Genomic DNA, 26,250 nt, shown 5'->3' with positions numbered 1-26,250 from the left:
GTTTGTTCGGCTCAATCCGAACAAACCAATCAAACAATTTAATACTTACGGAATCAATAGCCAGAGGTATGACGCAGCAGGACACGCGGCAAACAGGGCAGCCAGTTCGGATGCATGAGTGATGACGACAGCGCGGTCGCACGCGAACGCGTCATCGAATCGATGGAGCAGTCGGCCGAGGTGTACGGCCTCAGCCGAAGCGCCGGGCGCATCTACGGCGTGCTGTACTTCGCATCGGACCCGCTCTCCATCCCGGAGCTCGTCGAAGAAACGGGCTACGCGAAATCGACCGTGAGTAACGTCACGCGGACGCTATCGCGTATCGGGCTCATCCACCGCAGGTCGTCTGAGGGGGGCGGCAGGCGAGTCCGTTTCGAGGCCGAACGTGAGGTCTGGTTCATCCTGCAGGACGTGTTCCAGCAGTACATCCAACGGGAAGTCCAGACGACGCTCAGGACCATCCGCCGGGCGGAAGAGCAGGTGCTGGCAGAGACTCGCGAGCAGGAGCGCGTTCGAAATCTCCGTGAGACGTACGAAGACCTGGAGGAGATCGTACAGCTCGCGTCGGAGTACTCCGCCGCCGAACTCCGCGAGGCGCTCGAGACCTACGAGCGGTAGTCACCGCGTTACCAATAGACGGTGTACGTGCACGTATCGTCACCGTTCCGACGACACGTCTCACCCGTTTCTTCGATGAACACGAACGCGCCGACCGGCGCGTATTGCTGGGCGACACCCCGGATGAGGCCACGGTCGAACGGGCACGGATACGGGTTCTCACACGTCACCTCGCCGGTCCGCTCGCCAACGGATTCGAAGCGGTAGTGCCCGATGTCCCCGCCACGGTGATTGCGCTGGTAGGCCTCGTCTATCGACTGGAGCCCCGCCGGAACAGAGTCGAAATCGTTCGGCCAGTCAGCGACACGCGGGATCTGTTCGCCGAGCCGGTCGAGGACGTGCGGTTGCAGGTCGTCGGCAATCGTCTCGAACGCGTTCAGCCAGGCCTGTTGTGGGTACCACTCGTCGGCCGCCGGGTCGGTGATTCCCTCCGCATCGAGCGCCGTTAGCGCCCGTTCCCGGTACTCGTCTGAGAACTTCCCCATCGCCTCTTCGACTATCGTAAGTACCGTTTGCCCGTTGATTTCGACGGCGGGGTCAAACGCGACGTAGGATGCCATTCTGCCCGATGGTTCGCGGGGAAGGAAATAAAACCGACCATACACGCGGCGAACGTGGCACTTTCAGCCCGTGGAGGGGAAGCCGACCGCAGTTTTCTACTCTACTGCCTGTAGCCCAGTCTCTACAGCGCTTAGTCTTCACTCTTAACGGGTCGCCGAGGGCTGGCGGCTCCATACAGACCGTACACGACAGCCCTGCCGTTACGACGCGTCCTGTGACTGTCCGCTACGTTCAGTACGGGCGTCGGTGACCCACGCCGGTCGATTCACTGTCGTCTCGCCCGATTCGAACTCGAAGGAGAGGTCGTATGTTTCAGGTGCCTTCCCTGCCAGTCTGCCCAAGGCGAGTTCTGCATACGTCCCCGCGGACTTCGTCAGGTCCCACGTAACTGTCGCGGAGCGAACGTCAGTCGTGTCACCGATTGTTCGCACTGTCCCTGTAGCCCCGGTGACGTGGTACGTTTCCCTCCCCTCGTACCAGCCGTTTTTCGGCCTGTAGGCGGTCGCTGCCTGGGCGGTGTCGGCCTCCCGTTCGTATTCGACGATGTACAGGCTCCTGACGACTACCGACGCCGCTCCCGAGACATCGTCCGCCACATCCTCTGACTCCTGCTTGACGATGAACGTGACGGCCCCGTCAGTCCGGGTTTCCCGGAGGAGTTCCCGATCAGTATCGCTCTGGATCTGCTCTCGCCGGCGGTCGGTGCTGCCGCCGTCGTCGACGACGATACGGCTGTAGACCGGGTCGCCCGGCGACGCCTGATACTGTTCAGCTTGGACATCGCCCTCGTCAATGAACAGGTAGCGGCCGCCGTCAGCGGTCACAGCGCCCTCGAATTCGAGCGCTGTCTCACTATCCGCGACAATCGCTCCCGACGCCCGGTATTCGTCGGACTCGGGGACGGTAAACCGTTCGTCAACCGGATTTTCCGCGTGTGGGCTCGCAGTACTGAATGGATACACAGCGGCGAAGACAAGCGCGAGACAGCATAACGCTAGCACGCCGTTCAGTAGCCTCGCGGTACGGCGGTCCATATCCAAGTACCAGTACTGCCCGATAAAAGCTATTCGGAAACCGGGACTTAGACTCCGAGTTTGTCGCTACTTCTTCGGGAGGGTCGCGATGAACTCGTTCGGACCGATGCGGTCGACAGTGTAGTTCTCGGCGTCGAACGATTGTCGCTCCGCAGCCATCTGGTGATAAAGAGGCGTCGGCTCGTGGTCGTTGACTATCGTCAGTGCCTCTCCGCTGTCCAGTTCCTCGAACGCATCGAAGATTTTCGGATGACGCTTCGGCGGTGGATTCTCTCGGAGATCGAGTTGCTGTGCTGCCATGCGATCTATCTGTCGCTAGCTGCCGTAGAGAGCCTTTGTGCGAATATATTCAGAGCAGGACTCCGACAGCGATACCACGGGGCCCGCATTCGGTTACGTCGACCGCGTTACCGATACATTCCGGTTGATTGTGTCCTATTCGTCGTCACGGACGGCTGCTTTTGCAGTTCAGGCCTGCTGATACCGCGTCGACCACTTCGGTAACGACCGACGGTAAAGGCCGACGCCGATCGCGCCCAGGACGCCACCAGACCCACCGAGCGCGGCAAGCAGGGGCCCGGACGGCGGTGAGATGGCGAACCCGGCGATGAGGATCGGGACCAGCGGGAGGACCATTGCCGCGCCGAAAACAGCGAACAGGGCCGTGTCGAAGAGGAACTCGTTCGGAGAGAGGCCGGTGAGGTACACGGTGGTGCCGAAGATGTAGCAGGCGACACCGACGAGCAGGACGGCCCCGACGACCGCCTCGGCGACCGGCCCGCCACGCCAGGCCAGTGCGAGTCCGTAGAACGCGAGTCCGACCAGCGGGCCGAGCAGGAGGAACGCCCGGAACTTCCCCGCGAAAACGGCGTTCACAGAGAGGGGATGGGCGAAGTACAGGGTAACGTCGTCGGATTGCGTGAGCCAGTTATACGTCGTAAATCCCGAGAGCCCGAGAATCGCACCGAACGAGATTCCGGTCGACGGTGGCACGCCCGTTATCTGGCCGGCGAAATCGACCAGCGCGGCGGTGACACCAAACAGCACCGCCGCCGAGAAGAGGACCTTCCCGAACCCGCCTGCGCTCCGGTGGATGTCGAGCAGGCTCTTCGTTGCGACTGGGTCACCGATCCGCCGCCACCACCGGCGGAAGGCCGGTTCGACTGTTCGAGCAGAGCGAGGCGCGGTCGCGTCAAAGGTGAGAGCCCCGAGCAGAAAGACGCCGAGGATGACGGTCGCTGTCACGCCGACCCGCAGGGGAGTCTGAGCGAGAAACAGGCCGTAGGGGGTGTAGGAGACGACATCGACACCGCTGGCCAGCGCTGCACCGACTCCGACGAGTGGGACGGTAAGTAGCGCCAGACCGGGAACGCCGCGGCCGACGAGACCGAGGGCCGCAATCGTCGTACCCATCCCGAGGACGAACGTCAGTGCCAGGGTCGTCCACAGGAGGGAGACAGTCGCAGCGACGAAGAGGGGCCCGGCGACGCCGTGGACTGCAAGCACCGTTCCCAGAGAGATCGGCAGCAGAAACAGCACTGCGTAGTAGACACTGTCCTTGACGACGAACAGCCCCAGCAGCGTGTTCTGTGACAGCGGGAGCGTGCGGGCAGAGAACACCAGCAGCGTCACGTCACCGAGAAGGTTCCGGAGGGCATCCCGTCCCACAAATCCGAGAGACCCCGTGTGGAGACCGAAGACGAACACCAGTGCGTGGAGCCCGGCGAACACGGTTTTCGGTTCGGTCCCGGTAACAGCGAGAAGCTTGGCTGCGCCGCCAACGAGCAGGCAGATGAACACCGGAAACAGGGAGAAGTGACTGCCGCCGAAGAGCTGGCTGTGGAGTCGCCACTCCTCGCGGAGCATCTCGACGAACACCCTGCGCACCCGTCCGTCACTCATGTGTCAGCGGGTTGGCTCCCCGGTCCACTGTTGCGTCGACGTTGTCCAGAAACACGTCGAGGAGCGTCACGTCGGCGTCGAGTTCCGCCGGACGGACGTCGGCGACGAGGTCGCCGCCGTACATGATGCCGACCCGCGAACAGAGTTCGGCGGCGACGTCTACGTCGTGCGTGGTGACGACGATCGTGTTGCCGGCGTCCCGATACGAACGCAGGAATCGCTTGACCCGCTCCTGAACGATCGGGTCGAGGTTCGCCAGCGGTTCGTCGATGAACACGACGTCCGGTTCGTGGAAGAACGCGCCGGCGATCATCACTTTCTGCTGTTGGCCCCGCGAAAGGTCCGAGGACAGCGTGTCGAGTTTGGCAGTGAAGCCGAGGCGGTCGGCCCACGAGTCGGTCTGCTCGGTCACCGCCTGGTCGGGCATACCCCGGATAGCACCGACGAAGTCGAAGTACTCGCGCGGCGTCATGAAACTCGGCGGTGACTCCTTCTCCGGGAGGATTCCCGCCCGTTCACGGACCGCTGTTGGCTGCGTCGCTGGGTCGACACCGAGTACCGCCGCCTGTCCACCGTCCGGACTAAGCTGCCCGGTGAGTATTTCCATTGTCGTGGTCTTGCCAGCGCCATTGGGACCAAGCAACCCGAAGAACTCACCGTCGTCGATACTGAGCGAGAGGTCCGCTATCGCGGTCACGTCGCCGTACGACTTCCTGAGCGACTCGATCTCGATTGCTGTCACGGCGTTCTGCCTACCATCGTGGTTCTGTCGGTATAAGCTGTTATACTGAATAAGAGCATCTCAGATAATCTACCAATGGTTTCGCCGAGACGTACATCTAAAAGGCGGTACAATTGTCAGAGCGGTATTGGTCGAAGAGTCACCCGTCGTCCGTGTTGGTGTAACTGTTGTTTGAGTAATCGAAGGCTCTTAACACATGACAGGATAGATATGTTATATGGTCCCGCGCCGACTCCGCCATCTCGCCCTCCTCTGTCTGGTCTGTGCACCGCTCCTTGCCGCCGCCATGCCCGCCGGGGCAGCACCCCCGCCGCGGCCGCTGTGTGACGCCTGTGGCGAGTCGTTCGAATCGACGGCCGAATCCCACGGCGTCTCGGTCACTGTCACCCACAGCAACGCTACCGTCGCCGTCAACGCCAACGGAAGCGCAACGTGGGTCGTCCACAACCGCCTGTCCGACTCAGATGGGGTTGCACGTCTCCGGGCGAACGAGAGCCTCCGGACCGCTATCGCCGACAGAGCGATGTGGGACACCGAGCTCCTGAGCGCGAACGTCTCCGGCGACGGCGTCATAACGCTGCGCTACCGTGAGACCGACTTCGCCGAGGGGTCTGTCGGCGGGGCGGTCCGCACTGGCGAGTTTACTGAAGCTTACGGGTATCGAAACCTCGACGGCCTCGGTGCCGACCGGCTTGTCGTCATTGCCCCTGATGGGATGCGCGTCGGGCGGGCCATCGACGGCGCGACCGTCTCGGACGACGGCCAGCGGATGACGATGACCGAACTGAACGACGGGCGTGTCGTGACGTTCGTCCCCCGTGACACGGCCTTTGGGCCGGTGTTGAGTCTCCTCGCGGTCGGAACACTTCTCGGTCCCGTGATGGCGGTGAAGGCGCTCGCATACATCACGCTCCCCGCAGCGGTGTTTACCCTCTTGATCGGCGCTGCCGCCGGAGGGGTCTCCTGGCTCGATTGGGACTTCAAACGAGTCCGGGACTCCGCGGGCGTCGCATTCGCCGGTTTCGGCGCGCTCGCGACTGCCCTGTCGCTGCTTGGAGCGACGGGCGTTTTGCGGTTAGGTGGGATAGCGGCACCGCTGTTCGGTGGTGGCACTGCGCTGTTCGTGTGTGGAATCGCACTTTCACAGCGGCGTGTCCGTGAGCGTGCGAGCTATCGTGCGGTCGTTGGCGGTGCAGTAGTCGGAGCGGGCATCGCGCTGGGAGCGACGATAGCGGTAGCGCCGATGGTCGTCGCTGACGGATTCACGCCCCCGGTGTCGGCGCTGTTAGTTCTTGGACCCGCGTTCGTGCTTCTCCCGGCCGGGTACGCAGTCGGCCACGGGAACCGTCGGCTAGCGATGAAAACGGCCGCTATCGGGTTCGTACTGTCGATGCTACCGGTACTCCCGGTGCTGCCTACGCCGTTCGGACTGGGCGTGCTTTTCATCCCAGTCGTCACAGCCAGCGCCGCCGCCGTTGCTATCGTCGGCCTGCCGATTTTCCTTGCCGGCGTCTCGCTCGGTAGTCCACCGTCTGACTTGTGACCAGTTCGCTGGCTGGGGTCGTTGCAAGGACTATCCTCGGTTCGACCCGAATAGACTGACATAGACGTGTCACGTAGGCAGGACTGTAGCCGTGCCCTGATTTGTTCGACCGGACAGACCGTGCTATCTTGTATTATGGTTGGGATGCTGGAACATTTTTCGACAGCGCCTCCAAGTAGCTACTCTTATAAGTGTGGCTGCCGGAAAACCTGTGTAGGCGGCCACAGCGGTGGGGTTGCCTCCCGTACCCATCCCGAACACGGAAGATAAGCCCACCAGCGTTCCGGCGAGTACTGGAGTGCGCGAGCCTCTGGGAAATCCGGTTCGCCGCCACCATTCATATCTATTCATACGAACTGACGAGCGACGCAACTTCGCTGTAGTCGTCTTTCGTCCCGGAGACGTGTAAAAGATCGCAGGGGTCGACAGTCAGCGGCCTCAAACTCATCTGCGTGGTAACATTAGTCAAGGGTACTGTCTGGTAGATACGGGACGTGTTCCGCCCGCCAACCGCTATCAAGTACTTGCAGATCGGCGAACGCCGGCTCAGCGAAGAACAGGCACAGCGCGAGTACACCGAAGCGACGGTCGTGTTCATCCTCTGGATTACGGCTCGTCATCGGTGTTGCGGTCCTACTCCGCGTTCTCTCACCGGCTCACCCACTCGAATACGTCATTTTCGATGTGATGAGCTCACAGAGCAACGTCGGCCTCAGCAGTGGCATCACTGGGCCAGCGATGCCCGACACTGCGAAGGCCATGCTGACACTCAATATGTTGGTCAGCCGACTCGAAATCATCCCCATCGCCGTACTGATCGGGTCGGTCCTACAGCGACTCGATCTGTACCGACGCGGGTGATTGCTGTTTTGCGTTTCGGGTGTCGATCATAGCTGATCTGAAGCCGTGGTCTGGAATAGAACGCTAGCGCACACCGACTTTTCTCCAGACGACCCCGACCTTCTCGTCGAAGGTGCTGTCGAGGCTGGTGTGTTGGAACAGGAGCGATTCGCTGCACAGGTACATGGGGTGAATACCTCGAGGGGTTTCAGCCGCCGACCGCAAGTCAGGGTGTCACGATCAGACTAAACCGATAGACTGTGCCCTGGTATTCGGCGACGACACCCCGGAAGTCGACTCGGTCGTCGTAGCTGTCTATCGGCTGGAGGTCACCGGCGATGCCGAGCGCGTCCAAAACCTCCGCAAGTTCGTCGGAGGGCGGTGCGCTCTCTTCGTAGCGGCGAGGCTCCTCGCTGATCGCGTCGTCGATCACGCCATGAGCGGATTCCGAGAGGTCGAGTGAACTCAGATCGAGTTCCAGAATCGCCGTTCGTGCGTACTCCTGGAACGCTTCGCGATTGTTCGTGATTTCGTCGAGAGTGTACGTCCATTCTGGGACGGTTACCGTCCGCTGCTCTGTGACGGGCCGAAAGTATTCGTCTTCGTACTCGATGTAATCGAACGGCGGCGACAGGACGAGCTCACTGGCTTCGGCGTCAAGGTGGTGGTGATACTCGACGGTCTGCAGGTTTTCGAATTGAGGCTCGCCGAGAAACCCATCGTTGCCCGCGTAGACCGCGTCGAGCGCTGCTTCAACGACGCGTTCGTCCTGTGTTGAGCGGTCGAAGGGGGTGCGTTCGACCGTGGCGTCGTCTGGCGGTGTCTCGTCAGTCCGTGTGACTGCGAAATGCCAGCGTTCTCGTTCGAGATGCTGTTCCTCGCTGATTTGGACTTCATAAAAGATCCCGTCCTGTCGAAGGAACGTTGGGCGTGGTCGCGTGTCTTTGCCCCATCGGTCTCGTCCGACGAGCGGCCACTGTTGGACGGTGACACTGCCGGTGTTAAACAGCTCGGACGTATACTGCTGTTTCGTCTCGGTAGTAAAATCGACCCTGGTGGTCGCATCAATTGTGGTCGGGTCGGGCCAGAGATACGGCCGTCCGATTGATGAGAGGTCCTGTTCACTGGCGATGAGCGCGTAGTTGTCGAGACTGCCGGGATTGAGACAACCGGCGGTCGCGGTGATGACCCCGGACGCGCCGATGAGTCGGAGGGCGTGGCGGCGGGAACAACGCATTGCTGTGCCGAAGTAGTTAATATGTCGATAAATTGCTTGTGGTGTAAATCTGCGTATCCCCGTGCGAATGCCACACGAGTCCTCGCTGGAGAGGGGCCAGTCAGCACTCGATTGAACCTACAACACGCCGAGTTCGAACACTGCGAGGTAAATCTGCCCGCAGCCGGCCAGTATCATCACGACGGCTGCGAGCTGGTGCAGTCGTTGCAGGTGCGTGCCCGCGGTGCGCCAGAGTCCGATGCCAACACCCGCAAGGAGTGTCACGCCGACAAGCGGAAGGGCGACTCCGAGCGCGTACACCGCCAGTACGAGAACGCTTGTCCGGGCTGGCAACGCGAGTGCCTGGGCCACCACACCGAAGAACAGCGGGACGACACAGCCCGCCGCAGCGACCGCGTACACAGCCCCGAACACACCGAATCCGGTTACCGACGCCGGTCGCTGCGGCAGCGGGACGCGGAGTTCGGGCTCGCGATTCAGGAGCATCGCGACGCCGAACGCGATCAGACCGAGTCCAATCACCGGTTCGAGCATCGGGAGTGCGTTTTTCAGTGGCTGCCCGAGTGCGAGGACGAGCAGCGCGACGAGGGGAAGCGCAAGGAGTGCCCCACCAGCAGCGGCGGTGGCAGGTGGTAGCATACCGACATCTCGGTCGCTCTCGTTCATGTAGTACCCGATATACCCCGGGAGCAGCGGGAACGCACACGGCGCGAAAAACGTCGTGATGCCTGCGCCCGCGGCGAACGTGAGTGTCCCGAGTACGGCAACTCCGGTCATCTCACACCAGTGCGTCGAGTTCGTCTCGAAGCGTCTCTTCCCCGGCGAGTCCGCTGTGGCCGAACTGGACGGTCCCGCTCTCGTCAGTAATCGCGATGTACGGGAGTCCGTCCGCCCCGAGTGCCGCCAGCAACTCGCTGCCGGGGTCGAGGCCGACAGTCCAGGCCCCGCCGTTCCGGTTCCACCACTCGCTGATGTCAGCCCTCGTCAGTGTCTCGCTTGGCCGCTCGTTCGTCACTGAGACGAACGACACGTCAGCGTACTCGGACTGCATCGCGTTTAGTATCCGGAGTTGGTCGTCACAGGGCGCACACCACGTAGCGAAGAGGTCGATCACCGTGACAGTTCCCGGGGTCGGCACAGCCGACTCGCCCGCCGACGAGCCGTGTGCATCTAGCGTCTCCACGCGGATCGGAAGCTGTTCTGTGTTCCCGGTCTGGCTACCCGACAGCCCGTTCTGGGCAACCCACAGGCTCCCACCGGTGAGACCGAGCCCTGCCATCGCCGCCACGACCTGTCGGCGGTTCACGCGGTTCTCACCGTCTTCAGGTCGGAAATGATGGTTTCTTCGTCCGGCGACTTCGAGCGGTAGGCACGCTCGACGAACCCATCAGCGTTGACCAGGAGCGTCAGTGCTGTGTGCGTGAACATGTACATCTCCATGTCCTCAGGTTCGGTTCGCTGGAACACAACCCCGAACTGTTCCTGTATGACATCCTTGGCTCGCTGCTTCGACGCTGGCCGAAGGAACTGCCAGTTCTCGCTCTCGGCGTCGACGTTCATCTCGTCCGCGTACGCCCCGAGTCGTTCTGCAGTGTCACGAGCGGGGTCGAAGGTCATCGGGAGGAACCGGACCGCATCAGCGTAGCCGTTGTTCTGTGCGTGGCTCTGAATGTTCCGCTGGGTCGAGATGAGAACGGGGCACACGGTCTGGCAGTGGCTGTAAAAAAACGTGAGGAGGGCTGGGGTTTCAACGTCGCGCAGTCGAATCTCTGTGGATTCGGCCGGCGCAGGGACGCTCACGTCCGGAATCTGCTCGCCCCACGCAGGATACGGAACGTCGCTGCTTTCGAACTCCCGGTCGGGCTCTTCGAGGACGACATCGGGGTTCGAATCCCCGAAGCGACCACCACCGAGACACCCGGCGACTCCAACAATCGTTCCAACCGCACCGGTCGATTTGAGAACCGTCCGTCGGCGCATACGCAGTAGTTGTGCCCTCGGATATTTGGCTAATCTGGTGTGACTGTCGTAAACCCTCTCTCGCCTGCTATCGCATTATTTCGGGCTGTGAGAGTGGTAAGACCACAGCGCAGTGACAGAGACGTTTTCCGGACCCGGTCGGGCTCCGGAGGCCTGGGGCGGCCCTCGTATTAGCAGTATGTATCACAGCGTACAAGCGGCTGTGTACCACCTGCAGCCTGGCCCGCTCTACCCATGGTTCACAGTCCGTCCTGAAGGGTCTGGCCGTTCGCTGTGTGCCGTCGCCAGCGTCTCCGGATTCCCACTGAAGCAGTACGTCGTCCCCGTTGTACCGTGGGATGACAGGAGCGTGAGCGTGGCAGGCGTCTATCCGTGGTCGGTAGTGAACTGAACCCGGGAGGGCTATCATGCACCAACGACCACCCAGCCGACTGGCTGAGTTACTCGTCCTCCGGAGCGGGTTCGCGCTGGACCACGAACACCGGTCCGAGAAATCGCTCGGCGATCTGGTCGGCAGGCATCCCGAACACGAACGTCGCCAGGGACGGGTCGGTTTCACCCATGACGACCGTATCGAACGAGTCAGCTATGTCTGCAATCGCGTCGAGGGGATCCTGGTCGCGGTCGATCCGTGTCTCGATAGTCGACGGGTCCATTCCGAACTCCACCAGTCGGTCCGTCATTCCACCGAGGAGTGTCTGGATGTCGTCGTCCGTCGTGTCTTCGTCGGCAACGTGATACAACGTCACGTCGGCGTCCATCTCTCCGAACACACTCGCGACGACACGGGCGAGGCGGTCAACCCCGATGGCCCCGCGGACTGGGACCAGCACGTCTTCGACCGGCCCCGTCGCGTTCGGAACGAGGACAGCCATGCAGTCGTGCTCAGCGATCATGCGGTCGATGGTCTTCTGGCCGTCGTGGGTGAACACGAGCCGCCGCTCGACAGTGGCTCCGGCCTCCTCGAACATCTCCTCGTAGTCATCGAGCCGTTCCGTGGCCCGGTCCTCGAACTGCATCCGTGCCTGTCCGGGAGCAGTCTGTTCCGGGATGACGTGATACCCCAGCAGGACAACGTGGGCGTGTGCGAGAAGTTCGGGGACACCCTCGGGGACCGATTCCCCTTCGAGCACGCGGAGCGGAACGAGTATTGATGGTCGGTCCGTCATAATCAGATGTCTCCTTTGAGTGTCACGTCCCCAGCGTAATAACGGTACCAGAGATACGAGGCGAGCATGACCACGATGCCGATACCGATTGACGCGGGCTGCATGAAGACGATCAGTCCGAAACTCGCGAGCGCGCCCACGACCGGGACCGCCGGATAGCCCGGCACCTGATAGCTTGGCGAGTACCACTCCGGGTTCCGACGGCGCAACACGATCAGGGCGATACACATCAGCCCGTACATAATCAGGTGGAGGAACGAGGCGACCTCAGCCAGGAGTTCGACCCGGCCAGTCGCGACGAGGACGAGGATCGGGCCGCCGGCAGAGAGCAGTGCGACGTGTGGTGTGCCGTAGCGGAGGTTGACCTCGCTCGCCTTTCTGGGGAGCAACGCATCGCGGCTCAGAGCGTACACTGCCCGCGAGGCACTGAGAATCGACGCGTTCGCGCTCGAAAACGTCGCCAACAGCCCGGCACCCAGGATCGCGACCGCACCGGGCAACCCGAGGAAGTCACGGGCGACTTCGACCATCGCAGTCTCCCCGAACTCCCCCAGCCGATCAGCACCGAACGCGCTGGTCGCGACGAAAATCGTGACAACATAAAAGACGGTGACGATGAGGACCGAGCCGACCATCGCCAGCGGGAGGTTCCGACCCGGCTGCTTGATTTCACCCGCGACAGTTGCGACCTGGGCGAACCCCAGATACGACGTGAACACGAGCGCAGCGGTCGTCAACACTGGGAGGTACCCTTTCGAGAAAAACTGCTCCGGCACGGTGCCGCCACCGAATACGCCAACAGCGTCGAGGACACCGTAGGAAAGGAAGCCCGTGAGTACGACGAGGAGAACCCCGACCACCACGTTCTGAATCTTCGCGGTGTTTTCCGTGCCGCCGATACTCAATGCAGTCAGTGCGGCCCCGAACAACAGCCCGATGCCGATGACCGGACTGAACGGGAGCGCGACGTTGAGCTCGGCGAACACAGCGCTCGCGTAGTGACCGAGCCCGACCAGATAGAACGCCGAAGCGAACATCAGCCCCAGCCACAGCCCGAGGCCGACGATTGCGCCGTAGGCCGTCCCCATCCCCCGCGAGATGAAGTAGTATCCGCCACCGCTCCGGGGCATCGCCGTGGCGAGTTCGGAGGTCGGCAGCGCCACAAGCAACGCGATCAGGCCGCCGATCGCAAAGGAGAGCGTGGCTGCGAGCCCAGCGTTGGCGGCCGCCAGCCCTGGAAACACGAAGATTCCGGCACCGATCATCGTCCCGATTCCGATTGCCAGCCCGCCAACGAGCCCAATAGTCCGTTCGAGTTCGACGTCGTCGTGGACGACCGCGTCGTCGGTGACGGATTCCGGCTCCTCGGCGGGTGCCTCACCGGCGACGTTCTCGCCCCCCGGCTCGACGTCGACAGGCTGGTCAGTCATATGACAGGGATAGTTTCACCTGTCGGATAAAACCGCCGAGGGAATGTGTGACCGACGCCGCGGGTAGCACTGGTCGGCAGCCTCGTACAGGATCAAACCTCTCAGCACCGAAGACAGATGAACAGGCCATTATGCCTGTATCCGAAATGGTCCGTAGAGGATCATATTCATGGTCTCGGTGCTTCTCGTCCTCGGCTTACTCGTCGCCGGGTTCGTGGGATTCAACATCGGCGGTTCGTCAACAGGCGTCGCGTTCGGGCCGGCTGTCGGGAGCAAGCTGGTCAGAAAGGTAACAGCGGCGGCACTGTTCAGCGTGTTCGCGTTCATCGGAGCGTGGACAGTCGGCCGCAACGTCATCGTCACGATGAGCGAGGGGATCGTCCCGGCCGCACAGTTCACCCCGGTAGCCGGTGTCGGCGTCCTGTTTTTCACTGGTCTCTCGCTGCTGGTCTCGAACGTGTATGGCGTCCCCGCCTCGACCTCGATGACGGCTGTGGGGGCGATTGTGGGGCTCGGACTCGCGACGGGATCGCTCAACGAGGCGTTGATGTTTACAATCGTCTCCGCGTGGATCGTCGCCCCGCTCATCGGCCTCATCATCGGGGCGGCCATCGGTCGGTACGCCTATCCGCAACTCGAAGCTCGACTGTCGTTTACGCGCCTCGAACGGCAGTTGGTACAGATCGACCGGTCGGGCCGGTTCCCCAGCGTCCGATTCAACAGAAACGCGTCCCCTCGCGACCTCATCGGGTCGGCACTGGTACTGGCCATCGCCTGTTACATGGGCTTCAGTGCGGGGGCCTCGAACGCTGCGAACGCAGTCGCCCCGCTGGTCGGCAACGGGGCCGTCAGTATCAATCAGGGCGTGCTCCTCGCAGTCGCAGCCATCAGCCTCGGTGGGTTCACCATCGCCAGACGCACTCTCGCAACCGTCGGCGACGGCATTACTGACCTACCGATTCTGGCAGCCCTCATCGTCTCCTCCGTCGGTGCGACGATCATCACCGTCCTCTCGTACTACGGCATTCCGGCGAGCCTCGCGGTGAGCACGACCTGCTGTATCATCGGTCTAGGGTGGGGCCGAGCGAGTCGCGCTGTCACGCTTACGGAACTCGCGACGCCACCGTCCGAGTCCAAGCCGGGGCCGAATCTCAGTACCGGCGCGCTCGCCGCCCCATCAACCAAGGATGAGAAGCCAGCGGGTCCAACTGTGGGCGAACTCGCAGCCGGAGAGTCCCCTACCCCCGAGACGTCTCCATCAGTCCCAGCCATTGGCGAGGAGGACATCGAGGAACTGACCGCCGAGAACCTGTTCGATCCGGCAGCGACGAGCCGAATCGTCATTCTCTGGGTCCTCACGCCGTCGCTGTCTGTCGTCGGATCGTACCTCCTCTTCGCTCTCCTGCTGTGAGCCAGTCGTCCGACCGGCCCCGTCGGTGGTTTGGGAAGTACTTGGACCACGAGCACCGGGGGGCCGCGAAAATGAGTACGAGTCCCGAGAGCGCCATGAGTGAGACGAGGGAGTTCATCTGCGGGCTCGTCCACGGGGCGTCCCCGCCGTAGCCCACGGTGGTGACCGTTTGAACGATGACCCCCACCGAGCGGTACAACGGCTGAGGCCGCCCCTCCCACGTAGCCATCCCGTAGTTGTAGAGAACCACGAACCCAGAGAGCACGATGACGACGATGACGAGATAATAGACGATGAGCCGCGTTCCCCGGTCCATGCTTCGGCATCAGGTGTCAGACCGATAATAGCTACTCCCGAGAGGGAGCGGTTCAATCACCAGTGAGCTGCCAACCGACTCATCATCGAGGTCATGGGGAGAAGGACACTTGCGGAAAAGGGACTCGAATCGGGCGACCCGATCAAGCCCAAGGAACCGCTCGGTTCCACCGAGGAAGCCGAGACGCCCGCCGACGACTACCCTCACAGGCGTTCATATCGGTAGAGCAGTACAGCCCCGCAAACCGCTCTGTCTCATCCTGATACCGGACCCCATGTCGCGTTCCCGATATCAGACGCTATCGGCGGTTTCCGATCCATCGCTATCCTGCCGTGCGAGTACGATGCCGGCGATGAAACAGGTAGCCCCCAGCCCGTAGAGGCCATAGCTCAGAGGTGCCGAGACGAGGAACCCTGCGACGATCAGTACTCCGAACGCGGCGTGCAGAATCGCAGTCTGGTTCACAGCCAGTGTAGCGGGTTCAGAAGCAAAAATGGCGCGGTACCGGCCTCACTGGTCGAGTCTGATCGATAGGGATCTGTGGGAGTATGGGACCAGAACGGCCCCGATCACCGTTGGTGCATCGCTCCAACACTAATTCAAATTACGGACACAGGTCGCCAGCCCACACGGTTGTCGCCGAATCACTCGATTCAGGCGGGGCAGAGTCGCACGATAGGTGCGTCCGACGAGTCGATTGCAGCGAGGACGTGTCCGGTTTCGGGCTCGACCACCACGTCGCGGATGCGCCACCCGCGGTCGGCGAGGAGGGGCGTCGCTTCTTCGACTGTTCGCCCATCGACGGTGAACCGGGCGAGATACTGCGAGGCCAAGCCACCGACGAGCAAGTCACCGGTCCACTCCGGGAAGGCGTCACCGGTGTAGAACGCCGTGCCGCTGGGCGGGAAGCCACCTGACCCACAGTCCCACGAATACACTGGTGCAACAACGTCGTCGCGCTCCGCGTGGCTGACGCCGATCGGATCGCCGCTGCCGTAGGTACAGCCCTCGTCGGCGACCGGCCAGCCGTAGTTAGCGCCCCGTTCGACGATGTTGATCTCGTCGCCGTCCTGCTCGCCGAACTCGGTCTGCCAGATGGCTCCGGTGTCGGGGTGGACGGTCATCCCCTGGGCGTTGCGGTGGCCGTAGCTGAATATCGAACCGACCGCGTCCGGGTCGTCGGTGAACGGGTTCGCGTCGGGAATCCCACCCGAGGGCGTCAGCCGAAGTGTGGTCCCGAGTTCGTTGGTCCTGTCCTGAGCGACGTGGTCGGGCCCGAAGTCCTTGAACTGTCTGTCGCCGACAGTCACATACACCAACCCGTCCGGGCCGAACACGACGCGAGACCCGAAGTGCCCGTCAGAATCGACAAAGGGCTCCGCAGCGTGCAGTTGTTCAAACGTCTCGAACTGCGCGTCAGCGGCGTTCAGACGGCCACGGCCCAGATGTGTCGCCGACTCACCACTGTCGTTGGCTTTCGAATATGTCAGATACACCCACGCTGGGTCCGGAAAGTCGGGGTGGAGCGCCGCATCGAGCATCCCGCCCTGACCGCTCGCGTACACCGACGGTGCGCCAGTGACAGGCGTAATTGTTCCGTCGGCCGAATCGACCAACACCACGCGGCCGACGCGCTCTGTGACCAGCAACTGTGAGCCGTCAGGCAGCGGCGTGACACTCCAGGGCGATTCGAGTCCGTCGGCGACGGTCTCGACAGCGACAGCCGTCTCTGAACCGTCGGCCTGTCCGGAAGCCGTCGCTGTCGCGCCGTCCCCTTGCTGGTCGTCACTGGGGGCACTACAGCCTGCGAGTGTTCCAGCGGCCGTGAGCCCGCTCACAGCGAGGAACGTCCGTCTGTCCATTGTAGCCACAGCTACGGTCGCGGTGCTGTTAACTGCGGTCCCGATTGGTTCATCAGAAACGCCGACCCGTCAGTAGCCGGTACTCACGGGACGCATCCTGCCATCCCTCGCCTATCGCGGCGAAGTGTCTTTTAGCCACCCGCAGCTACGCATTATTGATGGACCGTCACAATCAGCCAGCAGGTGAGAGAGAGCGTCTGCCAGCGGAGACGCTCTCGCCGCTGGCGACGCGGGTCGACGAGCTGCTGGCCCTGTATCGATACGAACTCACCCCCGCTATCGATGCGATCAATGCTGCCGTCGCTGGCTACGGTGGCCTGTTCGACCCGGAGACATCCGCCGATGAAATACGGACCGCAATCGACGAGCTTGTCGAATCTGGCCCGCCCCCGTCACAGCAGGGCTCGGCTACCTCCGACGTGGCACAGGTAGTGCTCTATGTTGACGGCAGTGCACACAGTAACGGGCCGGCCGGTGCCGGTGCTGTGATTCAGGCCGATGAGACACCGATTGCCCGACTCGGGCGTCCGGTCGGCTCCCGGACGAACAACAACGTCGCCGAATACGCCGCCCTCCATCTCGGACTGCGGGCACTGGCGGCACGGTGTGACCCGGAGTCGGTCGAGATACGCATCGATTCGATGACTGTTATCAACCACATCTGGGGTGACAAAGAGAGCACTGTGCAAGCGACGCCGTACAGCACAGCGATCACTGACCACCTGTCGGCGCTGCCCGCCCACGAGTGGACGCATCTGGCCGACAGTGATCCGAACCCGGCTGATGCACAGGCGACGGTCGGGGCCGACATCGCGGCCCTCGGCCCTGGGTGAGACAGGGATGCTATAGTAACAATTGAAACGATTTACCCACTGATCGCACTGCCGTTGTGCGATCAGGTGTGCATTGATTTTCAATGGCTACTATAGCGAGCCTGTCGTTCGCATCGCTTGCGGAGCGTAACACCAGCGTCGAATTGCTGTGTAGATGGCCGCTGTTCTGCTGTTTTTATTCCTTGAGCACGTATATTACGTTAATGTACACCGAAGGGCGGTACGACTATGATGTGGCCGTTGTCGGCGGCGGGCCGGCCGGGCTGACGAGCGCACTGTACACCACCCGACTGGGGATGGACACGATTGTCATCAACCGCGGTGGGGGCCGCGCTGCGATGATGACCGATACCCACAACGTCATCGGGGTCACCGAGGACGTTTCGGGCAACGAGTTCCTGGAGACAGCGCGTGAACAGGTGCAGGATTACGGCGGGACCTACGAGCGGGGCTTCGTCGAGTCGGTCGAACCGCTCACCGACGGGAACGAGGACGGGTTCACCGTGACGACGAGCGACGGCGAACTGGCGGTCAAGCGAGTCGTCCTGGCGACCGGGTTCGCCGACGAGCGTCCGGACCCGCCGCTGCCGCGGACCGGGAAAGGGCTCCACTGGTGTCTCCACTGTGACGCGTTCATGTTCGTCGGCGAGCCGGTCTTCGTCATGGGGACCGGCGAAGCCGCGGCCCACGTCGCGATGATTATGCTGAACTACACCGACGACGTGGACATCCTGACTCGCGGGGAGGAGCCCGAGTGGAGCGACGAGACGCAGACGATGCTCGACAATCACCCGGTCGAGATCGTCGATACAGAGCTGTCGGGCAAGCAGACTGACGACGACGGCTGGCTATCGGCCTACGAGTTCGAGGACGGGAGCGTTCGGGAGTACAAGGGCGGCTTCCCGATGCTCGGGTCGGACTATCACGCGGAACTGGCCGACGAACTGGGACTCGATAGAAACGACGACGGGACGGTAGCCGTCGACGACCACGGCGAGACCAGTGTCTCCGGCGTCTACGCCGTTGGTGACCTCACGCCGGGCCACAACCAGATCCCGATCGCGATGGGTGAGGGCGCTGATGCGGGCATCGCGATCCACAAAGACCTCAGGAAGTACCCCCGTTCAGTCGACGACATCGAGTCCGAGGGTGCGGTCGAAGACGTGGACGTTCCTGCTGTCTCGGAAGAACTGTTCGCGACAGCGCTGGCACACGAGGGACACGCCGCCGGGCCACGCTCGGAGGCAATGCCAGAGGCCCGCGCTGACGACGACTGACACGCCGGCGAATAGTTCAACCGGTGATGCGACGAGGGAGCCGAGTATCGGCTCCGGGAAACGACCTATTCGTCTTCGGTTTCGCGCTGTCGGTAGGGTTCGAGCAAGTCGTCGAGGAGCAAACAGCGGGGGTCAGTGACGGGGTACGCAGTGTCGATGTACTCTTCTGCCGTCTCGATGTCACCGCGAATCGCGAACTGCCGGACGCGCGCCGCGTTCTCGTAGAAGTTCTCGTTGATCTCCGGCGACATCTCGGCCCCGCTGGAAGCCGGCTGGTGCTGGAAGACCTCTTTCTGTAGTTCGTCGAAATCAACCATTTCGGGCTCGTAGTCCTCGATCTCCGAAAGGACGTACTCGACGGCGAAGCGTTGAAACTCGGACTTGTTCGAGAAGACGCCCTCCGCTACCATCTCCTCGACGCAGTCCATCACCGTTTCGGGAAACCGGACCGTCGATTTGACCACGTTGTTGTTACCAGACTGTCGACCCATATAAAATATACTCACGCGAGGCCCGACCCAGTGCGTCTTGAGAGCATAGCGTAGCTCCAGCAGCGACGAACTGCCTCGAAGTGGTGAGAATATCGCGAGCGGCTTGTATCGCGGCGAGAGACAAATCAGACGCGTACTGGTAGAAGATCTCGGGGCTAGTCACTGGTGCTGTCGTGAAAGATAGCGATTACAGAACATACTTTTGCCGTGGACACCTTCTAAAGCCAGACAATGGGTCGCCCGAACGTGTTACTCGTCGTTCTTGATTGTGTCCGTGCGGCGAACACCTCGCTGTTGGGTCATCGACGCAGAACCACCCCCTTTCTCGAAGCCTTCGGTCGTGAGGCGACGGTGTACACGCAGGCACGGACAACCGCGAGCTGGTCGCTGCCGGCCCATGCGAGTCTGTTCACCGGTGTTCCGTCGGAGGGCCACACGCTCAGGATTACCGAACGGCTGCAACCCGGCCAGACAATCTTCGATTTCCTCCGCGACGAAGGCTACGAGACCGGCGTGTTCACGGAGAACCCGTATCTCACGGTTCACCCGTCCGGGCTCAGCGACAGCTTCGAGACCGTCGTCACGGAACGGCCCGATTCGACAGACGTTGACGACCCGTCCGAGACACGCAACGGTGTCGACGGCTTCTGGTACGCCGACGAGCTGACTGAGTGGGTCGACGAGCAAACGGGGTCCTGGGCCGCGTGCCTCAATCTGATGGACGCGCACATGCCGTACGCGACACGGGACGCCTACGACGAGTGGGGTGCGGACTTGTACTGGGGAATGCACGACGAACTCCCGATCAAGTGGGAGTGGAGCGTCTACGGAGAGCAACTCCCGCCGGGCGTCGGGCAGCTACTCGAACCGCTGTACGACGGCGCGATTCGACAGACTGACGCTATTCTGGAGCAGGTGATTGGTGACCTGGAAGCACGCGGCGTTTTAGACGACACGCTGGTCGTCATCACGTCGGACCACGGTGACGGGTTCGGAGAACCGCCACAGGCGGCCACCGAGCCACCGGCCGTCATGCACGGGATGGGGACACAGGAGGAACTGTTTCACGTCCCACTGGTCGTCCGAGGTCCGGGGCAGACCGAGGGGCGGCGAATCGAGTCCCTGGCGACGCTGTCGCGGTTTCCTGACGCCGTGTTGGCTGCCTTCGACGGGGAAGTGGACGACTCCGGCTGGTTCGTCGCACCAGACGGGCAGACCACTGCGTACCAGGCACCACCGACCGGGCAGACAGCGGAGTACGCCGAGCAGTACACTGACGAACCGGACCGGTTCCGACAGCCCGCGTCGCTCGTGTACCGGGACGGACCCGGTGACACCGTATACAAGCGCGCAGCGTGGGGAGAGGATGAGTACGAAGCGGTCGTACGGGGCCGGCGGTCCGAACCCAGCGACGGAACGCCTATCGACCGCCCGCCGTCGGACGTTGTCGCTGACTCCGCAGAGCAAAGTGAGACGCTCGAAATCACCCAACTCGCTGCCGGGGAGGACGAAATGGCAGAATACGATATCGATGGCTTCGACGACGTCGACCTCGAGTCGCGGTTGGAGCGACTCGGCTATCTCTAAGTCGGTGCCACGCAGGCCTGCACCGAGCACCGTCCGCCACAATCGTGGTACGGCTACCGTGTTTGCGATGCCTGAACAGAATCGAAAGGGATGTTTGTGACAACTTGATTTGTACGAACGATGTATAGCGATATTCTCGTTCCAACGGATGGGAGTGCGTCAATGGAGCAGGTACTGGAACACACAATCGACATTGCCGACGGGCGGGATGTCACCGTCCACGCGCTGTATGTCGTCGACGACCGAGCGTTCCTGTCGATGGATGACGAGATGCAGGACGAGGTGCTAGAGAACCTGCGAACGGAGGGCGAAGAGGCCACGTCGGTCGTCCGAGGCACGCTGGAACAGGAAGGAATCGAGGTCTCGACAGCTATCCAGCGGGGAAAACCAGCAGACCGCATCGTATCGTACGTTACTGACGCCGACATCGACCTGATTACGATGGGAACGCAGGCAGACAAGTACGAAAAGAACATGCTCGGGAGCACAGCGCAGAAGGTCGTCACGAAGTCGTCCGTTCCGGTACTCACTGTTGACATTTCCGAGTCGGACTAGGAGAGTTTGTAGTCACACACTGGCCGCAAGCAGTTCTCCAGCGGTAGCGATTGTTACGGGCTCGACGGACCGTGGTGCGACTTGAGCAGGCCAGGACAATCCCATCACCCGTCGCTTAAAAGTTCCAGCAGCCGCGTCGCTCTTGGACTAGACCCGCTGCCAATCGGCTGTGCGAGCCACGGACACGCCTCGGCGGTACTTACTGTAGCGCGGTCAGAACCGGATGCTGAGAGTAGTTCCGTTATCGGCGAGACTGGCCGAGCGCCGCTGGGCGTGAATCCGAAAGGGTTCGATACTCCCTTGTGTTGAGCACAGAGCCAAGTATTGGTAACAATCTAATATAGAAGTACTATGTAATGAATTGTTGAATTTAACTATATTCATTCAGATGTCATTATTAGGTGCTGTTCTGGCGGGTAAGTCGCAACTCAGAAGTTCTGCGCATCCTTCGTCAAAACTGCTATGTCTACGACGTTGACCGTCGAAGGGATGAGTTGTGGTCACTGTGAGCAGACCGTCGAGGAGGCCATCGAGGCGCTCGCTGGTGTCCAAGGCGCTGAAGCCGACAAAGACGCCGAACAGGTGTCTGTCGACGGCGACGTCAGCACAGAACAACTCATCGCCGCTGTGGAGGACGCGGGGTACGACGCAGAGACCTGAGACAGCCCCACCGCGAATACTGTTGTAGCTGTTGTCGACACGACTTCGTTAGCTACTGCTAAGTAGCGAATACCCATCACGCAGTCAAGCGGTGTGAGGAAAATCCCGCTCAGTCGAACAGCCCTTCTTTCCGAAAGCCGGCCATCAGATCGTCGATAAGGGCCGCAGCCGTCTCGTAAGGATAGTCCTGATACTCGGCGTATTCTGTGCCAAAATCCATCACCCCGATGCGGACATCCCCTGCTTCGAATGTCGTACTCGGGCCGTCCGGCAGAACTGGTACCAGTTCCATCGGTTCCTCGACAGGGTACTCTGCGCTGGTGAAAACCGCCTCTAATTCCGCTCTAAGCTGCTCGGCAGTGTCGTCTGTCATACCGGTGACTTGGTTGAGAGAGACAAAAGGCTTGTTCTGTGCCAACGGTAGGAGGAGCGCATCACTCGGTGTAGCCGAGGTCGCGGAGGTTTTTCAGGATCTCTTCGTCTTCGACGGCAGTATCGATGGCTTCGTCCACGATATCCTGTCGCTGTTGCACTACTTGCAGAAGCTGTCGCGCACTTCTGAGTTTGTATCGGACTTCGGGGTCGTCCACGTCGTCGAAAGCGCCCTCCAGCAGTTCGTCGATTGTGGCGAGTGTCGTTTCGGCCATAGAACCGCTATTGGGAGTGATTTACTAAGTTTTGCTGGATTTTCCCGGGAAGTGAGCCTTGATTAATAGGAGAGAGAGAGTCTCTCACACTGTTGCTCAGAATGTGTGTGAGTCTTCTGGAAAACCGGAAGCTGAAATTCTTGCATATTGAGATATCATATTAACATTTTTTATCGAGCTATTGGAACGAGCAGTCGATGCCCTCCAGGTCGCGGCGGACATTCCTCGGAATGGTCGCCACCGGATCAGTCGCCAGCATCGCTGGCTGTTCGTCGTCGTGCCCTGACGACGGCGCACCAGACCCATCGCATACAGTCGAACCGGGTATCGACAGCGCCGGCTTCGAAACAGTGCCCGACGGCTCGTGGCCGTTGCCGCGGTTCGACGCGACGAACACGGGCTATGCGCCAGTCGGGATGGAAACCACGACGCCGTCGGTCAGATGGCACGCAGATGTTTCAACAACGTCTGGTGACGGTGAAACCACCGGTGCAAGCGCGGGGGTTGTCGCCGACGGAACTGTCGTGCTAACGACGGCGACCGGTGTCGTCGCCCTATCGCTCCGTGACGGTACAGAACAGTGGCGGCGCGATCTCACACCGGCGACAGTCCCGTCAGTGGTCGACCTTGGAGACGAACCAGCGCCGCCGGTAATATCCAACAATCGCGTCTTTCTCGCTACAGCAGACAGTGTCACCGCGCTTGAGATTGGAGATGGATCCGTCGCGTGGCGAAACACCGACACAGTCGGGGCAGGCGTTCCGACGGTGACTGATGACGCCCTGTTCGTTCCCACGACTGACGGGGTAGCGAGATTTGCGACCGACGACGGACGCCAGCAGTGGACGGCGACCGCCGACGGGACGAGGCTGGCCGTGGCCGACAGTACCGTCGTCATCGCCGGTGAGAAGATAACGGCAGTGGATGCCGCAGCCGGCGAGGTCCAGTGGGAACACTCGGACCGACCTTCGGGATACCCCGTCGTCTCTGACGGGACCGTCTATGTGAGCGGCACGTACGGCGACCTGATAGGCCGGTCACTCACCGACGGGACCGAGCAGTGGCGTCTCGACGACAGACGGTCACTCGAATTTCCGGTCGTGACGCCCGATAGCGTGTACGCAATCGAGCGCCCCGGTGAGTCATCCAGCGCGACGTTCGCCTTCGACCGCGTCGAAAACGGGCCACCGGTTCCCCGGTGGTGCTCGGAAATCAATATCGGTGGTGCGGTGACTGCCGCGGCTGACGACGCTGTGTTCACGTTCCAGAGTGATGATGGCCTCACCGCGTTCACCACGCGCCTGGGCGAGGCAGTATGGCAGTATCCGGCCGAGTATCAGGCTGTCTCACTGGCGGTACTCGATGGCGGAATCGTGAGCGTGTCGCCGGACGGAACCGTCGTGGCCCTCGGAGGTGAGTGACCTGCTATGTGGCGTCGCTCATATCGGCTCGCCGGTCCGATTCTCGGTTTGAGTGCAGTCTGTCTGCTCGTCACCGCAGTGCCGCTGGAACTCTGGCCGACACCGCGGCCGGGTGATTCGTATGTGTTCAACCCACCGCCGTTTAGCGCAATTTGGGTACAACGGACGCTCAGACCGGGACTCGTCATAAGCGCGAACGCGCTGCTGGTAGTCGGAATGGGCACAGTACTCAGGCGAGACAGCGCGTCGATGTCTCGCTTGCAGCGCGCGTTCGCACTCGGCGCTCTCTTTGGCGCTGGAGCCTGTTTGCTTGGCACGCTGTTGTTCACCACAGCCGGCACAAACGATATCGGGAGAGAACTCACCGCCTTCCTCATCTGGGCGCTCGCGATCCCGCTCGTGATCCTAGGACTCGTCGGCTGGGGCGCTGGCTACCTCCGGTCGGAAAGGACTCGACTCGGTGCCGCCCTCACTGTCCCACCAGTACTCGCTGTTGCGTACATCGGTCTCTCGATGGCAGGTGTCGACTTCTCACCCGTTGGCAGGCTGCTGGTGATTATCCCGACGAGTGGCATGGCGCTTGTCGTCGGCTATGACCTGTGGACCGACAGCGCCGTCTCCGAGGATAGATAACGGGGCCGACGGCGACCTGTTCCAGACAACGAGTAGCCGATTCACCCAAGTAACCCAGCCCGACCGGGGATTATCGGTTCTGAACGCTCGGGCTGTCGGTCAAACACCGCGATGACCGAGGCGGCATCGGGTAGATGTGGTAGTATGTACTCCCCGTCTGCGTGTTCGATAGTAACCGTCTCTGTTCCGAGCAACGAATCGAGCGGCGTCTGCTCAATGCGGAGGCCACTTTCCTCCCACGACTCGATGCGCCAGAGTGCCGTGCCGAACAGACGGTCATATGCGACGAGCGCACCAGCGTCAGGGTCAATCCGGTATTCGATCGTCCCGTATCGCAATAGCTGATCGAGACACAGCAGGAGAGCCGGGATGCTAACGCTTGCGAGAACGATCACGGCGACGATGTCCCACGCACTGCCGATTGCAAACAGGACCGCAACGAGCAGCCCCATGCCACCGAGAAACAGGCTTCCTGGGTGATACGGGAGCCGGAGGAGGCCGCCGATGACCCGTCCCCAGCGAACCGGACGAACCCGTTCAGGTGCATCAGTGAGCGTCCCGTCGATAGATCGTGCCTTCGGCGGGGCCGTTTGCCAGCCGTGTTCCTCATCGTATGACTTAAAATAGACGGCGAGACGGTCGCTGTAGACGCCCAGGAGGTCGGACGTGAATTTGAAACAGACGACCATGAGTACCAGTGGTAGTCCGACGACAGTCGGGTCAAGACTGCCGAGTTCTGCTTCAGGCCCCTCCGTAGCTGCTGTTATCAGTGCCAGCGTGAGGATGCCGCCGAGAAAGACGGTTACTATCCGAGGGAACAGTCCACGAAACGCCGTCGTCGAGTTGTGTTTCCGATACTCCCCGTTGTAGAAGTAATTCCGTACCGTTGTGATCCCTGTCAGAACGAAAATCCCGATAGTTGCCAGCAGCACACCAGTTACCGTCTCTGTACTGGGTTCCGGCAGTGGACCGATGAGCAGGGCCCCAGTAACCAACCAAACGACTGCCAGGATTAGAGCAGTCACTGGGAGCGCGAGTAGCGTCGGGAGATAGACTCGTAAATCGGTTCGCGGGACGGAGAGGGCGAACTGTCGTTCCACCAGTGGTCCCATAACCAAGGTGCTGGTCTCAATATCGGGCGGGCGACCAGCAAACACTGCCCGAACGAGTGCCCAGACCGAGTCGACGCCGAGCTCAAACCAATAGAGAAACAGCAGTGCAGCCGCACTCCAGTCAAATAGCCCGACGCCGACGACGGGAAGAGAATTCGAGACGATAGTGCTGAGGAGTTCTGTCCGACGGCTGTTCTCCGCGTAGAGAACCCGTCTGGTGAAGGGCATTATCCGTGGTGACGGCTAATGGCATATGAACGAAACGATTGCAGAGTCTGCTGTACCCCGGACAACGGGGCCGAAACCGCTCTCATACTATCTTCTAGAACTATTTTAAGATATTTGCCCCGGTGACGAAATTCCTTACAGACGTACAGCCGACAGTATCA

At 61.5% G+C, this 26,250-nt stretch carries 29 protein-coding genes, 1 rRNA gene and 1 pseudogene; 13 read left to right on the top strand and 18 right to left on the bottom strand.

Going from position 1 to position 26,250, the window contains the following annotated elements; genetic code table 11:
• The first annotated feature begins 114 nt into the window (after window positions 1-114).
• Window positions 115-618, top strand: a complete 504-nt coding sequence (locus tag VI340_RS16625; RefSeq protein ID WP_008311903.1) for a GbsR/MarR family transcriptional regulator — start codon at window positions 115-117, stop codon at window positions 616-618.
• An 8-nt stretch (window positions 619-626) separates the two neighbouring features.
• On the opposite strand, the gene VI340_RS16620 is transcribed toward VI340_RS16625, so the two are convergent.
• The 5 genes from VI340_RS16620 to VI340_RS16600 form a co-directional block, all read right to left on the bottom strand.
• Window positions 627-1,178, bottom strand: coding sequence for a hypothetical protein (locus VI340_RS16620; RefSeq protein WP_008311902.1), 552 nt, complete (start codon window positions 1,176-1,178; stop codon window positions 627-629).
• Window positions 1,179-1,379: 201 nt separating this feature from the next.
• Window positions 1,380-2,213, bottom strand: a complete 834-nt coding sequence (locus VI340_RS16615; RefSeq protein ID WP_336358791.1) for a hypothetical protein — start codon at window positions 2,211-2,213, stop codon at window positions 1,380-1,382.
• A gap of 66 nt (window positions 2,214-2,279) precedes the next feature.
• Window positions 2,280-2,513, bottom strand: coding sequence for a DUF2249 domain-containing protein (locus tag VI340_RS16610; protein WP_336358790.1), 234 nt, complete (start codon window positions 2,511-2,513; stop codon window positions 2,280-2,282).
• Window positions 2,514-2,681: 168 nt separating this feature from the next.
• Window positions 2,682-4,115 (bottom strand): hypothetical protein, encoded by a 1,434-nt coding sequence (locus tag VI340_RS16605; protein ID WP_336358789.1) that lies wholly within the window; start codon window positions 4,113-4,115, stop codon window positions 2,682-2,684.
• The gene (locus VI340_RS16600; protein ID WP_336330113.1) at window positions 4,108-4,857 is read right to left on the bottom strand and encodes an ABC transporter ATP-binding protein; all 750 of its coding nucleotides are present in this window, start codon (window positions 4,855-4,857) and stop codon (window positions 4,108-4,110) included. The genes VI340_RS16605 and VI340_RS16600 overlap by 8 nt, the downstream gene beginning before the upstream one ends.
• A gap of 217 nt (window positions 4,858-5,074) precedes the next feature.
• Here VI340_RS16600 and VI340_RS16595 point away from each other — a divergent pair, with 217 nt between their 5' ends.
• The 3 genes and pseudogenes from VI340_RS16595 to VI340_RS19880 all read left to right on the top strand — a co-directional run.
• A complete protein-coding gene (locus VI340_RS16595; RefSeq protein ID WP_336358788.1) occupies window positions 5,075-6,400 on the top strand; it encodes a hypothetical protein in 1,326 nt (441 codons plus the stop codon).
• A 213-nt stretch (window positions 6,401-6,613) separates the two neighbouring features.
• A 5S ribosomal RNA gene (gene rrf, locus VI340_RS16590) occupies window positions 6,614-6,736 on the top strand.
• Window positions 6,737-6,819: 83 nt separating this feature from the next.
• Window positions 6,820-7,261 (top strand): annotated as a pseudogene (locus tag VI340_RS19880) (potassium transporter TrkG); the annotation flags it as partial.
• 205 nt (window positions 7,262-7,466) lie between these two features.
• Here VI340_RS19880 and VI340_RS16575 read toward each other — a convergent pair.
• From VI340_RS16575 to VI340_RS16550, 6 genes are all read right to left on the bottom strand, one after another.
• Entirely contained in the window at window positions 7,467-8,477 is a 1,011-nt protein-coding gene (locus tag VI340_RS16575; RefSeq protein WP_336358787.1) for a hypothetical protein, read from the bottom strand.
• 117 nt (window positions 8,478-8,594) lie between these two features.
• A complete protein-coding gene (locus VI340_RS16570; RefSeq protein ID WP_336358786.1) occupies window positions 8,595-9,254 on the bottom strand; it encodes a cytochrome c biogenesis protein CcdA in 660 nt (219 codons plus the stop codon).
• Window position 9,255: 1 nt separating this feature from the next.
• On the bottom strand, window positions 9,256-9,783 hold the full coding sequence (locus tag VI340_RS16565; protein ID WP_336358785.1) for a TlpA family protein disulfide reductase: 528 nt from the start codon (window positions 9,781-9,783) through the stop codon (window positions 9,256-9,258).
• Entirely contained in the window at window positions 9,780-10,457 is a 678-nt protein-coding gene (locus VI340_RS16560; protein WP_336358784.1) for an SCO family protein, read from the bottom strand. Before VI340_RS16560 ends, VI340_RS16565 begins: the two co-directional genes overlap by 4 nt.
• 440 nt (window positions 10,458-10,897) lie before the next feature.
• Window positions 10,898-11,626, bottom strand: a complete 729-nt coding sequence (locus tag VI340_RS16555) for a universal stress protein (protein WP_008311884.1) — start codon at window positions 11,624-11,626, stop codon at window positions 10,898-10,900.
• Between the two features lie 2 nt (window positions 11,627-11,628).
• Window positions 11,629-13,056 carry an APC family permease gene (locus VI340_RS16550; RefSeq protein ID WP_336358783.1) on the bottom strand — a complete coding sequence of 476 codons (1,428 nt, stop codon included), beginning with the start codon at window positions 13,054-13,056 and terminating at the stop codon, window positions 11,629-11,631.
• A 169-nt stretch (window positions 13,057-13,225) separates the two neighbouring features.
• Between VI340_RS16550 and VI340_RS16545 the strand changes: the two genes are divergently transcribed.
• Window positions 13,226-14,467, top strand: a complete 1,242-nt coding sequence (locus tag VI340_RS16545) for an inorganic phosphate transporter (RefSeq protein ID WP_336358782.1) — start codon at window positions 13,226-13,228, stop codon at window positions 14,465-14,467.
• On the opposite strand, the gene VI340_RS16540 is transcribed toward VI340_RS16545, so the two are convergent.
• Window positions 14,412-14,783 (bottom strand): hypothetical protein, encoded by a 372-nt coding sequence (locus VI340_RS16540; protein ID WP_336358781.1) that lies wholly within the window; start codon window positions 14,781-14,783, stop codon window positions 14,412-14,414. The two genes, VI340_RS16545 and VI340_RS16540, sit on opposite strands and share 56 nt — an antisense overlap.
• A 93-nt stretch (window positions 14,784-14,876) precedes the next feature.
• Between VI340_RS16540 and VI340_RS16535 the strand changes: the two genes are divergently transcribed.
• Window positions 14,877-15,008, top strand: coding sequence for a hypothetical protein (locus VI340_RS16535; protein WP_255518503.1), 132 nt, complete (start codon window positions 14,877-14,879; stop codon window positions 15,006-15,008).
• A 66-nt stretch (window positions 15,009-15,074) separates the two neighbouring features.
• Here the strand turns inward: VI340_RS16535 and VI340_RS16530 are convergent, their stop codons facing one another.
• Both VI340_RS16530 and VI340_RS16525 read right to left on the bottom strand, forming a co-directional pair.
• Window positions 15,075-15,248, bottom strand: coding sequence for a hypothetical protein (locus VI340_RS16530; RefSeq protein ID WP_008311880.1), 174 nt, complete (start codon window positions 15,246-15,248; stop codon window positions 15,075-15,077).
• A 188-nt stretch (window positions 15,249-15,436) separates the two neighbouring features.
• Window positions 15,437-16,645 (bottom strand): PQQ-dependent sugar dehydrogenase, encoded by a 1,209-nt coding sequence (locus tag VI340_RS16525; RefSeq protein WP_336358780.1) that lies wholly within the window; start codon window positions 16,643-16,645, stop codon window positions 15,437-15,439.
• A 158-nt stretch (window positions 16,646-16,803) separates the two neighbouring features.
• On the opposite strand from VI340_RS16525, the gene VI340_RS16520 reads away from it, so the two are divergent.
• Together VI340_RS16520 and VI340_RS16515 are read left to right on the top strand one after the other, a co-directional pair.
• Window positions 16,804-17,478, top strand: coding sequence for a ribonuclease HI family protein (locus tag VI340_RS16520; protein ID WP_008311878.1), 675 nt, complete (start codon window positions 16,804-16,806; stop codon window positions 17,476-17,478).
• A gap of 203 nt (window positions 17,479-17,681) precedes the next feature.
• Window positions 17,682-18,755: an NAD(P)/FAD-dependent oxidoreductase gene (locus VI340_RS16515; protein WP_336330122.1), complete on the top strand. Its 1,074-nt coding sequence runs from the start codon at window positions 17,682-17,684 to the stop codon at window positions 18,753-18,755.
• 65 nt (window positions 18,756-18,820) lie between these two features.
• Here the strand turns inward: VI340_RS16515 and VI340_RS16510 are convergent, their stop codons facing one another.
• Window positions 18,821-19,246 carry a ribbon-helix-helix domain-containing protein gene (locus tag VI340_RS16510; RefSeq protein ID WP_008311874.1) on the bottom strand — a complete coding sequence of 142 codons (426 nt, stop codon included), beginning with the start codon at window positions 19,244-19,246 and terminating at the stop codon, window positions 18,821-18,823.
• A 231-nt stretch (window positions 19,247-19,477) separates the two neighbouring features.
• Between VI340_RS16510 and VI340_RS16505 the strand changes: the two genes are divergently transcribed.
• The 3 genes from VI340_RS16505 (at window position 19,478) to VI340_RS16495 (ending at window position 22,048) form a co-directional block, all read left to right on the top strand.
• Complete coding sequence (locus VI340_RS16505; protein WP_336358779.1) at window positions 19,478-20,833, top strand: sulfatase; 1,356 nt, start codon at window positions 19,478-19,480, stop codon at window positions 20,831-20,833.
• A gap of 120 nt (window positions 20,834-20,953) precedes the next feature.
• A complete protein-coding gene (locus tag VI340_RS16500; protein ID WP_336358778.1) occupies window positions 20,954-21,388 on the top strand; it encodes a universal stress protein in 435 nt (144 codons plus the stop codon).
• A 462-nt stretch (window positions 21,389-21,850) separates the two neighbouring features.
• Entirely contained in the window at window positions 21,851-22,048 is a 198-nt protein-coding gene (locus tag VI340_RS16495; RefSeq protein ID WP_008311867.1) for a heavy-metal-associated domain-containing protein, read from the top strand.
• Between the two features lie 109 nt (window positions 22,049-22,157).
• On the opposite strand, the gene VI340_RS16490 is transcribed toward VI340_RS16495, so the two are convergent.
• Window positions 22,158-22,421, bottom strand: coding sequence for an MTH865 family protein (locus tag VI340_RS16490; RefSeq protein ID WP_008311865.1), 264 nt, complete (start codon window positions 22,419-22,421; stop codon window positions 22,158-22,160).
• Between the two features lie 61 nt (window positions 22,422-22,482).
• Window positions 22,483-22,695 carry a hypothetical protein gene (locus VI340_RS16485; protein WP_008311863.1) on the bottom strand — a complete coding sequence of 71 codons (213 nt, stop codon included), beginning with the start codon at window positions 22,693-22,695 and terminating at the stop codon, window positions 22,483-22,485.
• A 230-nt stretch (window positions 22,696-22,925) separates the two neighbouring features.
• Between VI340_RS16485 and VI340_RS16480 the strand changes: the two genes are divergently transcribed.
• Together VI340_RS16480 and VI340_RS16475 are read left to right on the top strand one after the other, a co-directional pair.
• The gene (locus tag VI340_RS16480) at window positions 22,926-24,116 is read left to right on the top strand and encodes a PQQ-binding-like beta-propeller repeat protein (protein WP_336358869.1); all 1,191 of its coding nucleotides are present in this window, start codon (window positions 22,926-22,928) and stop codon (window positions 24,114-24,116) included.
• Between the two features lie 249 nt (window positions 24,117-24,365).
• The gene (locus VI340_RS16475; protein WP_336358777.1) at window positions 24,366-24,749 is read left to right on the top strand and encodes a hypothetical protein; all 384 of its coding nucleotides are present in this window, start codon (window positions 24,366-24,368) and stop codon (window positions 24,747-24,749) included.
• Between the two features lie 41 nt (window positions 24,750-24,790).
• Here VI340_RS16475 and VI340_RS16470 read toward each other — a convergent pair whose 3' ends face one another.
• The gene (locus VI340_RS16470) at window positions 24,791-26,089 is read right to left on the bottom strand and encodes a DUF6498-containing protein (RefSeq protein WP_336358776.1); all 1,299 of its coding nucleotides are present in this window, start codon (window positions 26,087-26,089) and stop codon (window positions 24,791-24,793) included.
• Window positions 26,090-26,250: the final 161 nt, after the last annotated feature.

It is taken from the genome of Haloarcula sp. CGMCC 1.6347 (genome assembly GCF_037078395.1).
Classification (GTDB): Archaea; Halobacteriota; Halobacteria; order Halobacteriales; family Haloarculaceae; genus Haloarcula; species Haloarcula amylolytica.
The sequence above is the reverse complement of the archived record's forward strand: the minus strand, read 5'-3'. Positions and strand labels throughout refer to the sequence as shown.